We start from the raw sequence: 12,964 nt of genomic DNA, 5'->3' as shown, positions 1-12,964 counted from the left end.
AAAACCCGTCATACCTGCCGTTGTATAACGGAGGTGTGGCGGGTTCATACCTGACTCTCACAAATCAGAAATCTGAACTTGCTATTCAATTCGTTCCAGATTCCCGTTGGCATCCATCTTGAAACGTGTCTTGAGTTCTTCTTCTTCTTCGGACAAAAAAGCGAGTCTGCGAGCCCGATCCATAATCTGAATCAAAGCTTTGTAGTCGTCATTCACCACGCGGTAATCCGTCTGTACTTCATTCACTTCCTTGGAGAGACGGTCATTCTCAAGACGCAGTTCAAGCAACTCATCTTCTTTCTCTCGAAGCTCCTTCTCCAGCATCTTGAGTTGACGATTACTCTCCTGCACTGTTCCCTTCCATTGTCGCAGGAAGCGAATTACGGCATCCATCGATAATGAATCGTCTGAAATCCCATCTGATTTGTACAGATGTTCTTCAGTGTCCAGTGTAGACAATGCTGCAACCTGTGGTCCGAGCATAGCTGGCTGCTTTCTGAGATAACTCCGTTTTTGTCGTTGTGCCTTGGCGTTACTGATGGCAGATTCATACTTTTTGCGAACACAACTGTTCCAGCGAAAACCGCAAGCGGCAGATGTCCTGCCTATTTTCTCGCCCACCTCTTCAAAAGCCGCCAATTGTGTACTGCCTTCCCGAATATGACGTAAAGTAACCTCAGCCAATATCAAATCGTCCTCTGTACTCCAAGCATCCTGTCTCACTGCAGTCATGCTATAATACCCTCCTAACAACATCCTAAAATAACCGTCCGCATTACCGGAAGCCCGGTATGTGAATTAGGTATAAAAGCTGCTTCATTCATTCTTATGCCTCTCATAGAGTTCATAGAATTGATTTCATACTAAAATGTATTTCCACATTCAGGCTTGCTCATACGTGACATATGTAAAACATATCCGTCTATACTTACTTTGAGTAAAAAAAGAATTCGCTTTCATATCCAAATTTGTTTACACGTTTTTCCTTTCCCGGTATAATGTTGTGTAGACAATCTATGATCGTACTTAGAGAGGAGGATTTACCGTGGCACGCATGTTTCGGGTACTCGGGTTCTTCACGCTTGCAATTGGCTTGATGGCTTTTGCGGGAGATCTGGTCGAAATGGCTTTGCTTTTTTTCCTGCAGACTGCGTTTTTTGTCATTTTGGGATACTTGAAATTTACCGAGCGAACGTACATATTGCTCTTCTGGGGTTATATGATCGTAACATTCACGGGGTTCAGCTACTGGACCGTATTCGAAATGGGTTTGCCGCTCTAATCCACCTGCAGCATCAAAGTGATCCGATATCTGTCGGGTTGCTTTTTTGTTGTGTTCAGATTAAATGAATGTTCCTGGTGTTATGTAACCACTAAGGATATTTCACGTATTTGTTTCATATATTGTCTGGAAGACAACAAGCCTGTACTCTTGTCATTGAAGAAGTGGAAAGGAGAATGATCGGTGAGACGTCATAACGGCATTGCCGCATTTATATTATGCATCATCATATTCCTACAGCTACCCTCAACCTATGCCTATGGAGAGTCTTCACCTGAGGATACACGTGAGATATTGCAAAAAAGTCTATCCATCGTCGAAATCGATCATGAAATCGAACGCATCGCTGAAAAGCAGAAGCGGCTGGCTCAACAACACGAGACATTATCCGTCCAGCTTCAAGAACAGGAAGAGGAGATACATATTCAGCAAGATCGGGCCGGCGCTGTTGTGAGGTCCTACTATACTGGAGAACGCGACAGTCTTCTCATGACGGTCCTGGGAGCCAGGTCATTCAAAGATCTGTTTGTCCTGTATGATTATTACCAGATTATTATTGGACGCGATCAGGCTGTGCTGGACAAGTATCAGGACCGTTATCGCAACCTGCTACAGACTTCCACTCAGATTCGTCAGACTACAGCAGAATTATCCGAAATGAAGACTAATCTTCAAAACCAGCGGGAACGTGTAGTCGCCTTGCAAAAAGAAGTGGATGCTCAAATAGCCACCAGCGGAGATGCGGCAGCGATTCAGAAACTGATGGATGAATTGACCCTTTATTGGGAGAATATCGGTATCTATGAGGTGAAACGATATTTCAAAGCATTGGCATCTGCCATGCAGAACCTACCTGATTTTATCCAAAAACAAAACGGAGGCATATCCACAACCGGAACAACGTATACGATTCGAATTGGGCAGGATGAGCTTAACGGATTTCTACGTTCTCAAAATTCCATCTTTGAAGACTTTGCCTTTCAATTTAAACAGGATAAGATTATAGCTTCCGGTCAGCGGGATCAGTTGCAATTAAGTATTGAAGGACATTATAAGGTAGAAGATGAACCTCAAAACTCCATTCGTTTTCATGTGGACAAACTTGTATTCAACCAGCTTGAACTACCAGACACCACTCGCCAAATGCTGGAAAGAGAATTTGACCTTGGTTTCTATCCACAGAAAATCCTGTCTTTTGTCAAAGCAACGGATGTTTCAACAAGTGAAGGCATACTGGAAGTAAAACTGGCTATATCATTTTAATGAGGTTGTTCAAAAAGCCCGCTTTGATTAAAAAGGATGCCTATTGGCATCCCCGGCATCGAAGTTAAAATGCAGACTTTTTGAACACAAACTTGAGAGTTAGTTCGTCGTTCTAATACTGTTTACGTATTGATTAGCTGTAATTTCTCCCTTTAGGAATTGTTGCACTTTTTGATGAAAACGAGTGATTAGAGCATGACTTTCAGTCGTTGCAGCGGGGGCATCTTGGGTTGTTGGGAACCAGGAATGTCTCTTCGTCATCCCATAACGTCCAGCAAGCTTCTCAGACTCCAAATCCAGTTCCTGTTGCTTTGCAGGCAAACGGTTAACCTGCTGGTACCATTTTAACTGTGTCGCAGCGGACGTCATTCCTTCAATCCATCTACTTGCCTCCTCCGCCTCAACTGAACCCGCAGTAATGACAAGGCTTCTGGAGTTTACAGTTTCCAATGTTTCGATAGAAATCCGCTCCAAAGAATCTTTATTAACTGCACTCCCTTGATCTGCACTTAATAATTGAGATAACAATGACACAACCATCGGTGTATTGTTCTCGTCAGCAGTTGATGAGATCATTGGATTAGTAGACTGAGCGATAATATAAGGTTGGATGTCATTCATCAACTGGATCCCCTGCTGAAGTTCCCCTGATTGCGAATCCATTTGAGTTTGACTAACTTGATCCGGTGCCATCCTCGGTTCGAAATGATTCAACCACGCATTAGTCCCATACATATCATTGATGTTCATTGTAATTAAAGGGATGCCTTCCGCAATGGCTTGTTGAGTAAGTTTGACCCACTGATCTTTATTGTGAGGTAACGACTCCAGACCAGCTCTCTTCAGAAATGTAGATTGTGCAGCCAGAATGTACGGATCAAAATCAAAAGGCATCCCCCATTGATAACCATTCCACTCTGTCATTCCCCGTAACCCAACTACCGTATCTCCGAGCGACTTCGATAATGTTGTTCCGTTTAACGGATACAGGTACCCTTTTTGGGCATAGAATTGCACTTCCTCACTATCAAGCAGAACAACATCTCCGTTTTCCCCTAGTGAAAATTCAAGATCCAAAACACGCTTATATGTATCCGGCTTCTCATTCCGAAGATTAATCTCTACCAGTTGGGAAGCAGCAACTTCTTTGGCTATCTTTTGAAAGGCATCAAACTCTTCATCCGACATGGCAACCACAATCTCCAGTGGAGCCTCTGCATCTTCATTACGGGATGAAGAACCTGGAAAGGTATCCTTGTCCTGGTCGTATTCCTGATTGAGCTGTGAACCTTTAAAGTCAAAACTCGGTGACAAGATTGTTAACGAAAGCAGCAATACCGCGAACAAAACAACCTGATGTCTACGTTTCATTAACTTCCCTCCTTGTTCACCTAGTTTTTTCCTGCAGCAATTATTGTAACAAATAAGTAGTACTCTTGTCCTACCCTGCTGAAAAACACTTTTTCGGATTTTTGCATACTACGAGCATATCGAGTTCTGTGCAATAACGCTTTCTTATTTTTTCAGCAAAAAGCCGGCTCCTGGAGCCGGCTTCAAAAACAACATTTTCCGGGAAATAAATCCCCTAAATTTTACAATAAATCAGCTGCAAGCTGTGCCAGCTTGGACCGCTCTCCTTTTTCAAGCATGATGTGTCCGCTGATTCCCTCTTGCTTGAACCGTTCCACGATATACGTCAGACCGTTACTGGCGGAATCAAGATACGGATGGTCGATCTGTTCGGGGTCTCCCATCAAAATAATTTTACTGCCCTCACCGACCCTGGAAACAATGGTCTTCACTTCATGGCGGGACAAATTCTGAGCTTCATCAATAATAATAAACTGTCCAGGTATCGATCTTCCACGAATATACGTTAATGCCTCCACCTGAATACTGCCAAGCCCCATTAGAATTTTATCAATATCTCCGGCTTTTTTGGTATCAAACAAAAACTCCAGATTATCATAAATCGGCTGCATCCATGGACGAAGTTTTTCTTCCTTCTCCCCAGGCAAGTAACCGATATCTTTCCCCATCGGAACGACAGGACGAGCAATCAACAGTTTTTTGTATTTATGATCATCCTCTACCTTAAGCAGACCTGCTGCCAGTGCCAACAAGGTTTTCCCTGTTCCAGCTTTACCGGTGATGGTAACAAGCGGGATGTCGTCATTCAAAAGCAGTTCCAGTGCCATGCGTTGTTGTGCGTTACGTGCGCTAATGCCCCATACATTATCATTACTGAGGAAAAGCGGCTCCAGCTTGGTTCCCTCTGTATTCACTTTAAGTAAAGCCGATTTATTGGTTCCCATCTCATCCTTGAGAATGACGAATTCATTCGGATACAACGAATAAGACAACTGTAACGGTTTGATTGGTAAAAAACGATATGTGTAAAACTCATCAATCACTGACGGATGAACTTTTAGGGCCGTATAACCTGGATATAACTCACTGAGTCCTGCCGTCCGATCTGATAAGTAATCCTGTGTGAACAGACCTAGTACATCCGCTTTGATACGCACAAGTACATCTTTACTGACAAGCACGACCTGACGTTCGACGACTTCCTTTTCATTTTCCTCGATCTGATAATTCAGTGCGACAGCCAATATGCGATTATCGTTGGACACTTCACCAAACATTTCCTGAACTTTAACGAAACTCCGATGATTCAGCTCTACTTTCAGGTTACCTCCATTAGCCAAAGGGACCCCACTGTGCAGGTGACCCAGCTCACGTAATCCATCTAACAGTCTGGATACATTACGGGCATTACGCCCAATTTCATCGGCATTTCTTTTTTTGGAGTCGATCTCCTCCAATACTACCGCGGGAATGATTACCTCATGTTCCTCAAAGGCAAATATGGCATTGGGGTCATGCAGAAGCACGTTGGTATCCAATACAAAAATCTTTTTCATTCAATCCCCTCCAAAGCGGCGTCGTTAAAGGCATGGATAGTGTGATCTTTCAGCAGCGGCATGGACAATCATGATCCCATACATAAATGTATTCGACTAGGGCAAAATAATTGTCAACCATTCTGAAAAACTCCAAGAAAGGATGAACATTTATGAAAATATGGGTTTGCACGCTGCTTCTGATCTGTATACTTACAGGTTGCAACAGTTCCACACGCAGTGCTTCACAGGAGCCACACACATCGCATCCAAGAAGTTACGGAGGAAATGTAACAACTCAGCAAGATCAAAGGAAAGGATCTCACATGCTCAATGCACAGGAAGATCGGATGAATCCTTCACGGTTGGACCGTCTTAATGAGAATACAGGTGAAGTCCATGATACCAACATTGCGGATGATGAAAAGAGTGGCCGGATGCCAAATGAAAAACGAATTAATCACCTTAAAGCCCTTGCCAAGCAAGTGGAAGGTGTTAAAGATGCGAACTGCGTAATTCTTGGTAATACAGCCGTCGTTGGTATTGATGTTGATGGTGAACTGGAACGTGCTCGGGTAGGTACCATTAAATACGCTGTTGCCGAAGCGCTTCGCAAAGACCCCGAAGGTGTAGATTCCATTGTTACTGCAGACGCCGATGTTACTGAACGAATTAAAGAAATTGGTGAACATATTCGTCAAGGCCACCCGATATCCGGTTTTGCTTCAGAACTAGCTGACATGGTGGGGCGAATTATCCCCCAACTCCCGAAAGACGTTAAAGTCCGTCAAAATCCGGATGAACACGTGAATCAAAAACAACAAATGCAGCAGCTGCATTCATCTGACAAAAGACAACAAAAAGCCCAGTGATCTCTCACTAGGCTTTTTTCATGGCAGCAAAAACTTGCTCATCTAATTTCTCAGCAGCACGCTGATCATATATTTTGACATATTGGGGCACAGAGGACAATTGAGCGCCGTAAAACAGAGCATTCCTCACCGCTTCAATGGTAATGTCGAAACAGCACATATTAAATGGAACATCCTGCAACGGATCTTGTCGTACCGCAGCACGTCCGTTCACTGCGTACACCGTCTCTTCTCCAAAAACAGTAACCGTAATGAGCGGATTAGCCATCATGTTATTCACCAAACGTGAACGATGATCGATCGCCACACGAAAAGTAGAAGCATTCTCCGCATAAATCCAGGAGATGGCTGTTGAAGTCGGACCTCCGGATTCTACATCCACTGTGCTCAGAAGCACAAAGGTCTCATTTTTGAATTGCTGTAAAAGAGATTCAGTTAATTGTGTGACGGCTTCGGACATTCAACCAGCCCCCTAACCTTCTTTATGCAATTCTTATACTTGGTTTATGTTATTATAGCATACTGATTAACGTGCTTCCAATCCCAAAAGAATGAAGGTTATTCACCTGATGTTGAGGTGGTCACTTTACCTGAAAGTGTATCTTGTAATGCTTGTTTCGCATTGGCGAGTTCTGTCTCATTAATATACACATAGGGACTTCTCCACTCTCCGGTAACCGGAGTATAATGCACATCCGAGGTGGAAATGTTCCAATACGTCGAGATAAAGTTTTTCATTTGTTCCGATTCCACATCTGTCGTCATATTCTTGTCAACTGCACCAATCACTTTGCTAATCTTCGTAATGCCCCCAAGAGATTTCATCTGATCCAGCATGGAGTTCAGCACTTGGTTTTGACGTTTATTACGATCAAAGTCATTGGATTCATCAGTCTTCGGATTACAATTGGATTTGCGGTAACGAACAAAATCCAGTGCCGCTTTACCATCGAGATGTTGTGCGCCTGCGACCAGATTGATATCTGTACCATCAGCTGTGTCTCTGTAACACATATTTTTATCCACAGTCACATCCACGCCACCCACGGCATTGACAGCATCACGGAATGCCTGGAAATTCAGGACGGTTGTATAATTAATATCTACATCCAAATACTTGCTCATCATTTCTTTCATCTGATCCTCTGCATTTTTGCCAGTGGTTTTTTCCTGTGCTTTGAATCTAGGATAATAAGAATTCAGCTTGTTGGATTTGTACCCATCCAATTGAATACGCGTGTCTCGAGGCAAAGAGACAATGGTTGCTGTCTTGGTCTCCGGATTCAACGAAGCCACCATAACAACATCCGAGAGATGTGTTCCAGTTTCAGGACGGTTATCTGTGCCTAATAATAGCATCGTGATCGGTTTGGTTGTGGCTGACATCCCGGGAGGTACCGGTTTATCGATGCCTGTATCCACGACTTGATTGTATACCCAGTACGCATATCCACCGCCTACCACAATGGCAATAACCAATAGACTTAAAAGGATTCTGCCAAAAGCATTCATTCTCTTTTTCTTCTTAGGCTGCTTGCCCTTGCCATTCTTCGATCCAGAAGCACCGGATTGCGTTGGTGCCTGTCTCCGTGGAGGCAGTCCGTTCGAATTTGAGTTCATATCTTCAACACCTTTATCACATCTGTTTTTGTCCAAATAAAAGACAACCGCTTTCCCTAAGGAAAACGGATGGTCTGTACAAGACAGGATTTATGAATTTCGAGCGGCAGCTTCCGCTTTTTTCTTTTGACGACCTTCAATGAAATAACGCACTCTCACTAACAACATCAAACCAACCGCGACCAACAAACATTGAATGATGGGAAGCTTGTCGATCTGAAAAATAAGAAGCATGAATGTACCCATCGCCATCAATACATAGAGAACGATTTCCTTACCAAGTGGCAATTTCTGACGTACCCGAAACACCTTGTTATATACGTAAGTAATCAATACAAAGATGACGATGTAGGCTACGATCGGGTGTGATGCGAACCATGCTTGCATGCACAGCCAGCTCCTTTCGTGTTCATGCTAGGATATAAGTTAACTATTGTGAAACCCTTTCGATAACTCTGAATAAAACACACATCGGAGGTGACCGTTCCGGTATCGGATCGTTCTTCTGATCGCTGTTATCCCCAGATTTTTTTGATCCATTTACTCAATGGTAAAATCCGGGGATAAAGGCGAACGCTTCGCTTCTACAGAATCGATTCCGATCCCTTCACTACTTCCACTGTGCATAACATCGTTAACTTCTGTGTTCCATCAAATGCTAACTTATATAAATTATTTTGTTGTTATTAAGCTTTTGAAGCCATTTTGCGTTGTTTTTCTGCACGCTCACGCTCGGATTTGTTCAGGATCTTCTTACGAAGACGAATGGATTTAGGAGTAATCTCACAATATTCATCTTCATTCAGATATTCAAGCGCCTGTTCCAATGAGAAGATAATCGGAGTTTTAATTTTAACCGTATCATCTTTACCAGAAGAACGAACGTTAGTCAGTTGTTTTTCTTTGCAGATGTTAACAACGATATCATTGTCACGTGTATGTTCACCAACAATCATACCTTCGTAGATTTCAGTACCTGGCTCCAAGAAGAGCGTACCGCGATCCTCAACACCCATCATTCCATAGAACGTAGATGTACCTGTTTCAGTGGAGATCAGTACACCTTGGTGACGTCCACCCACTTGACCGGATACTACTGGAGCGTAGCTGTCAAATGCATGGTTCATAACACCATAACCACGAGTCAATGTCAGGAAGTTTGTGCTGTATCCGATCAAACCACGTGCTGGAATCAGGAACTCCAGACGAACTTGACCACTACCTGTGTTGACCATGTTAACCATCTCTGCTTTACGTGCGCCCAGGCTCTCCATTACGGAACCCATGCTTTCTTCAGGGATATCAATCAACAAGCGCTCAACCGGTTCCATTTTCTTACCATCAACTTCTTTGATGATAACTTCCGGTTTCGATACTTGGAGCTCATATCCTTCACGACGCATGTTCTCAATCAGAATACCCAAGTGAAGCTCACCACGTCCAGAAACGACAAATGCATCCGGGCTATCCGTTTCGTCAACACGAAGGGAAACGTCTGTTTCCAATTCTTTTAACAAACGCTCACGAAGTTTACGGGAAGTTACCCATTTACCTTCACGACCTGCGAATGGACTATTGTTCACGAGGAACGTCATTTGCAGTGTAGGCTCATCGATTTTCAAAACTGGAAGTGCTTCTGGATTGTTAGGGTCGGCAATGGTTTCACCAATATTGATGTCCTTGATCCCTGCAATGGCAACGATGTCACCTGCTCCTGCTTCTTCCGTCTCAATACGTTTGAGACCCTGGAAACCGAACAGTTTCTCGATACGGGCAGTTTTGCTCTTACCATCACGCATAATAACCGTTACCGATTGTCCTTGACGGATCACACCGCGGTTAACACGACCAATGGCAATACGGCCAAGGTATTCATTGTAGTCCATCAAAGTAACGAGGAATTGAAGTGGTTCTTCAACATTTTCGGTAGGGTGAGGGATATGACTAACGATCGTATCGTAGATCGCCATCATGTTATCGTCCTGTTTTGCAGGATCATTATCCATGCTGGATGTTCCGTTCAATGCGGAAGCATATACAACAGGGAATTCAAGTTGTTCATCGTTGGCACCCAGTTCAATGAACAGGTCCAATACTTCATCAATAACCTCAGTCGGGCGAGCCGCTGGACGGTCAATTTTGTTTACAACAACGATTGGTGTCAGGTTGTGCTCCAGTGCTTTACGAAGTACAAACTTCGTTTGTGGCATACAGCCTTCATATGCATCAACAACGAGCAATACGCCGTCAACCATTTTCATGATACGTTCCACTTCACCACCGAAGTCGGCGTGTCCTGGTGTATCCACAATGTTGATCAGGTAATCTTTATAAGTTATAGCCGTGTTTTTGGCCAAAATCGTAATACCGCGTTCACGCTCCAAATCGTTGGAGTCCATTGCGCGCTCCTGTACCGTTTCGTGATCACGGAAAGTACCGGATTGCTGGAGCAACTTGTCGACGAGCGTAGTTTTCCCGTGGTCGACGTGGGCAATAATCGCAATATTGCGAATGTGTTCTCTTGAATGCATGGTTTGTATCCATATCCTTTCCAATTTCAATTCTTATCTACTAAACTTCCCGCAATTTCGCAGGTTACTCACAAAATAAGCGTCGGTGATATCCCGACGCATGTCTATATCCCTTATATTATAGTTTATTATAGGTAAAAATCAAGATATTTCGCACGAAAAGACCACTGGGAATGTTACCAGCCTCTCCCTTGACGTCCTCGTCCAAGCAATAACCAGACTCCGCCTAGGATCAAAAGAGCAGCAAGTACATAGATTATTCCCGTTTGCAGCAAGGTAAATCCGAATAATATGATGGACACCGCCCCAAGGATCATAGCTGCAGGCACCACATATTCCGGTCTTCGCCGTTCAGCCATTCCATATTCAAGTAACCCTATGGCAATCCCAAGCAAGAATGCTGGCCACAGCCTGCTCATAAGTCCAGCGCCCCATGTATTCGTTATACTGAATAAAACACCATACACCGTCAGTATGCCGGCAGGAACAAGTGACCAGGATGGTGAAATACGCGCATAATATAACGCATGAAGGGCGATACCTGGGAGCAGGATCAGCAAAGGCCAAAAATTACGACCAATAAATCCAAACACGCCAAACTTGCCAAGCAGAATAATCATTCCCGCAGCTACAATGAATAGTCCAATCGCTTTTTCATTTCTCATCCTCATCTGCAATCACCTCTTATACCATGGCTATGTACTTTATTCCTGTAATCCTGCTTCTAGTGTATCCGATGTTTCTGCAAAAAACTATACTTTATGTCGCACTTTGCGTGCTCCCTTTACCTGTATTACCCTAAAATGTGCAACTTATGACTAGCCAAATGGGAGTTGTATTGACAAGTGTACTCTCTCAAAACAAAACCGTCTAAACCGGATGGTTCAGACGGTCATATGTTCAAGCTTTTACCCAATACGTAGTTATAGCTATGCGTTCTTTCTTACAAATTTATGCGCCCCTCCAACCGCAACCACGAGACAAGCCATTGCTGCGGGTAGCAGCGTGTGCACTTCTGATGCCATACCTCCCAGCCACTCTCCCAACTTGGGATCTTTCATGACCATCTCACCGGCTGTGAAGGCAAGAATACCAGAGCCGACGAATACCAGAATCGGAAATCGCTTGAGCAAACCAACAATTAACCCACTCCCCCATACAACAATGGGGATACTGATCGCAATCCCGATGACAATCAAAGCCAAATCTCCATCTGCCAAAGCCGCTATGGCCAAAACATTATCCAGGCTCATTACAAAATCGGCAATTAGAATGGTTTGAATGGCTTTCCACGTCGTAGAAGCTTCTCGAATATGTACTTCATCATCATTTTGAAGCAGCAGCTTCACTGCAATCCAAAATAACAACAGCCCACCTGCCGCTTGGATAAAGGGAATCCCCAGCAATAATACCGCTACGAAGGTTAATACACAGCGCAACAACACCGCACCAAAAGCCCCCCACCATACCGCTTTTTTGCGTTGGATCGGTGGCAGATCCTTGCTTGCAAGGGCAATAACAACCGCATTATCTCCACTCAGTACCAGATTGATCATTAAAATTTCAGTTAACAGCCAAAGTGTATCCATGTCCTCATCCCCCCACATTAACTTGTATGTGAGAGTTGTCCATGCTATTCTTAATGATTGAACCGTATATAAGGAGTGACATATCTCATGGAGCTATTTAGTCCCACATTTTGGCTGGCTTTGCTGAACGTTGTCTTTATTGATCTCATTCTGGCTGGAGATAATGCCATCGTCATAGGTCTCGCAGCTCGAAATTTGCACCCTTCCGTGCAGAAAAAGGCGATTCTATATGGAACTGGCGGCGCACTTTTGATTCGAATTTTAGCAACAGTTGTTGTTTTATGGTTGCTTAAAGTTCCGTGGCTCTTGCTTGTGGGAGGCATACTTCTGATCTGGATTGCCTATAAATTATTGGCGGATCAGGGAGATGAACACAATGATGTCCAGGCGGGAACTTCCTTATGGACCGCTATTCGTACCATCGTCATTGCGGATGCAGCCATGGGACTCGATAACGTGATTGCAGTTGCTGGAGCAGCGCAGCAGCATCTCGTGCTTGTCATCCTTGGACTCCTGATTAGTGTACCTATTATCGTCTGGGGTAGTACCCTGTTTATCAAGCTAATTAATCACTTTCCTTGGATCATCTATGTCGGAGCGATTGTTCTCGGGTATACGGCTTCCAATATGATTACTGAGGAGCAGCGACTCTTGCCTTATTTTACTGAACATCCGGCATTGCGCATTCTCTTCATCGTTGTGGTTATCGCAGGTGTAGTCTTTGCAGGTTATCGCAAACGCTCCAACAGTTCCAGCCACAAGGGATCTAGTGGGGAACAACAGCGCTCCTATTCTTAGGCTAGATTCATCCAAACAATTCTTTATGAATACAGCAAAGGACTGAACGATATTTCATCGGACAGTCCTTTTTTTGCGGTTAACATAGCCCTTATTATGTCAG

At 43.8% G+C, this 12,964-nt stretch carries 13 protein-coding genes; 4 read left to right on the top strand and 9 right to left on the bottom strand.

Annotation, left to right across the window (positions count from 1 at the left end; genetic code table 11):
* Positions 1 to 81: 81 nt before the first annotated feature.
* Positions 82 to 732 carry an RsfA family transcriptional regulator gene (locus ACE3K2_RS01150; RefSeq protein WP_215077527.1) on the bottom strand — a complete coding sequence of 217 codons (651 nt, stop codon included), beginning with the start codon at positions 730 to 732 and terminating at the stop codon, positions 82 to 84.
* A gap of 313 nt (positions 733 to 1,045) precedes the next feature.
* On the opposite strand from ACE3K2_RS01150, the gene ACE3K2_RS01145 reads away from it, so the two are divergent.
* Together ACE3K2_RS01145 and ACE3K2_RS01140 are read left to right on the top strand one after the other, a co-directional pair.
* On the top strand, positions 1,046 to 1,282 hold the full coding sequence (locus ACE3K2_RS01145; RefSeq protein ID WP_017687281.1) for a DUF2626 domain-containing protein: 237 nt from the start codon (positions 1,046 to 1,048) through the stop codon (positions 1,280 to 1,282).
* A gap of 183 nt (positions 1,283 to 1,465) precedes the next feature.
* Complete coding sequence (locus ACE3K2_RS01140) at positions 1,466 to 2,545, top strand: hypothetical protein (protein ID WP_421885760.1); 1,080 nt, start codon at positions 1,466 to 1,468, stop codon at positions 2,543 to 2,545.
* 99 nt (positions 2,546 to 2,644) lie between these two features.
* On the opposite strand, the gene ACE3K2_RS01135 is transcribed toward ACE3K2_RS01140, so the two are convergent.
* Both ACE3K2_RS01135 and ACE3K2_RS01130 read right to left on the bottom strand, forming a co-directional pair.
* Positions 2,645 to 3,916, bottom strand: a complete 1,272-nt coding sequence (locus ACE3K2_RS01135) for an extracellular solute-binding protein (protein ID WP_421885757.1) — start codon at positions 3,914 to 3,916, stop codon at positions 2,645 to 2,647.
* 221 nt (positions 3,917 to 4,137) lie between these two features.
* On the bottom strand, positions 4,138 to 5,472 hold the full coding sequence (locus ACE3K2_RS01130) for a PhoH family protein (protein ID WP_024628438.1): 1,335 nt from the start codon (positions 5,470 to 5,472) through the stop codon (positions 4,138 to 4,140).
* A gap of 152 nt (positions 5,473 to 5,624) precedes the next feature.
* Between ACE3K2_RS01130 and ACE3K2_RS01125 the strand changes: the two genes are divergently transcribed.
* Positions 5,625 to 6,323, top strand: a complete 699-nt coding sequence (locus tag ACE3K2_RS01125; RefSeq protein ID WP_421885753.1) for a YhcN/YlaJ family sporulation lipoprotein — start codon at positions 5,625 to 5,627, stop codon at positions 6,321 to 6,323.
* A gap of 7 nt (positions 6,324 to 6,330) precedes the next feature.
* Here ACE3K2_RS01125 and ACE3K2_RS01120 read toward each other — a convergent pair whose 3' ends face one another.
* The 6 genes from ACE3K2_RS01120 to ACE3K2_RS01095 all read right to left on the bottom strand — a co-directional run bounded on the left by ACE3K2_RS01120 (position 6,331) and on the right by ACE3K2_RS01095 (position 12,063).
* Positions 6,331 to 6,783 (bottom strand): pyridoxamine 5'-phosphate oxidase family protein, encoded by a 453-nt coding sequence (locus ACE3K2_RS01120; protein ID WP_421885751.1) that lies wholly within the window; start codon positions 6,781 to 6,783, stop codon positions 6,331 to 6,333.
* A 98-nt stretch (positions 6,784 to 6,881) separates the two neighbouring features.
* Positions 6,882 to 7,943 carry an LCP family protein gene (locus tag ACE3K2_RS01115; RefSeq protein ID WP_421885748.1) on the bottom strand — a complete coding sequence of 354 codons (1,062 nt, stop codon included), beginning with the start codon at positions 7,941 to 7,943 and terminating at the stop codon, positions 6,882 to 6,884.
* 90 nt (positions 7,944 to 8,033) lie between these two features.
* Positions 8,034 to 8,330: a YlaH-like family protein gene (locus tag ACE3K2_RS01110; RefSeq protein WP_421885745.1), complete on the bottom strand. Its 297-nt coding sequence runs from the start codon at positions 8,328 to 8,330 to the stop codon at positions 8,034 to 8,036.
* A gap of 299 nt (positions 8,331 to 8,629) precedes the next feature.
* Entirely contained in the window at positions 8,630 to 10,474 is a 1,845-nt protein-coding gene (typA, locus tag ACE3K2_RS01105; RefSeq protein WP_421885742.1) for a translational GTPase TypA, read from the bottom strand.
* A 176-nt stretch (positions 10,475 to 10,650) separates the two neighbouring features.
* Entirely contained in the window at positions 10,651 to 11,145 is a 495-nt protein-coding gene (locus ACE3K2_RS01100; RefSeq protein WP_421885740.1) for a hypothetical protein, read from the bottom strand.
* A 258-nt stretch (positions 11,146 to 11,403) separates the two neighbouring features.
* Positions 11,404 to 12,063, bottom strand: a complete 660-nt coding sequence (locus tag ACE3K2_RS01095) for a TerC family protein (RefSeq protein ID WP_421885737.1) — start codon at positions 12,061 to 12,063, stop codon at positions 11,404 to 11,406.
* 87 nt (positions 12,064 to 12,150) lie between these two features.
* On the opposite strand from ACE3K2_RS01095, the gene ACE3K2_RS01090 reads away from it, so the two are divergent.
* Positions 12,151 to 12,861 carry a TerC family protein gene (locus ACE3K2_RS01090; RefSeq protein WP_421885734.1) on the top strand — a complete coding sequence of 237 codons (711 nt, stop codon included), beginning with the start codon at positions 12,151 to 12,153 and terminating at the stop codon, positions 12,859 to 12,861.
* The last annotated feature ends 103 nt before the right edge of the window (positions 12,862 to 12,964 follow it).

The sequence above is a fragment of the Paenibacillus sp. genome, from assembly GCF_048976745.1.
Classification (GTDB): Bacteria; Bacillota; Bacilli; order Paenibacillales; family Paenibacillaceae; genus Paenibacillus.
This window is presented reverse-complemented; position numbering and strand designations above follow the sequence as displayed.

What these genes read in the sequence shown, in the direction of transcription:
- ACE3K2_RS01115 (WP_421885748.1), bottom strand. Translation starts at nt 7,943, where the DNA reads ATGAACTCAAATTCGAACGGACTGCCTCCACGGAGACAGGCACCAACG.
- ACE3K2_RS01135 (WP_421885757.1), bottom strand. Translation starts at nt 3,916, where the DNA reads ATGAAACGTAGACATCAGGTTGTTTTGTTCGCGGTATTGCTGCTTTCG.
- ACE3K2_RS01150 (WP_215077527.1), bottom strand. Translation starts at nt 732, where the DNA reads ATGACTGCAGTGAGACAGGATGCTTGGAGTACAGAGGACGATTTGATA.
- ACE3K2_RS01125 (WP_421885753.1), top strand. Translation starts at nt 5,625, where the DNA reads ATGAAAATATGGGTTTGCACGCTGCTTCTGATCTGTATACTTACAGGT.
- ACE3K2_RS01095 (WP_421885737.1), bottom strand. Translation starts at nt 12,063, where the DNA reads ATGGATACACTTTGGCTGTTAACTGAAATTTTAATGATCAATCTGGTA.
- ACE3K2_RS01130 (WP_024628438.1), bottom strand. Translation starts at nt 5,472, where the DNA reads ATGAAAAAGATTTTTGTATTGGATACCAACGTGCTTCTGCATGACCCC.
- ACE3K2_RS01100 (WP_421885740.1), bottom strand. Translation starts at nt 11,145, where the DNA reads ATGAGGATGAGAAATGAAAAAGCGATTGGACTATTCATTGTAGCTGCG.
- ACE3K2_RS01090 (WP_421885734.1), top strand. Translation starts at nt 12,151, where the DNA reads ATGGAGCTATTTAGTCCCACATTTTGGCTGGCTTTGCTGAACGTTGTC.
- ACE3K2_RS01110 (WP_421885745.1), bottom strand. Translation starts at nt 8,330, where the DNA reads ATGCAAGCATGGTTCGCATCACACCCGATCGTAGCCTACATCGTCATC.
- typA (WP_421885742.1), bottom strand. Translation starts at nt 10,474, where the DNA reads ATGCATTCAAGAGAACACATTCGCAATATTGCGATTATTGCCCACGTC.
- ACE3K2_RS01120 (WP_421885751.1), bottom strand. Translation starts at nt 6,783, where the DNA reads ATGTCCGAAGCCGTCACACAATTAACTGAATCTCTTTTACAGCAATTC.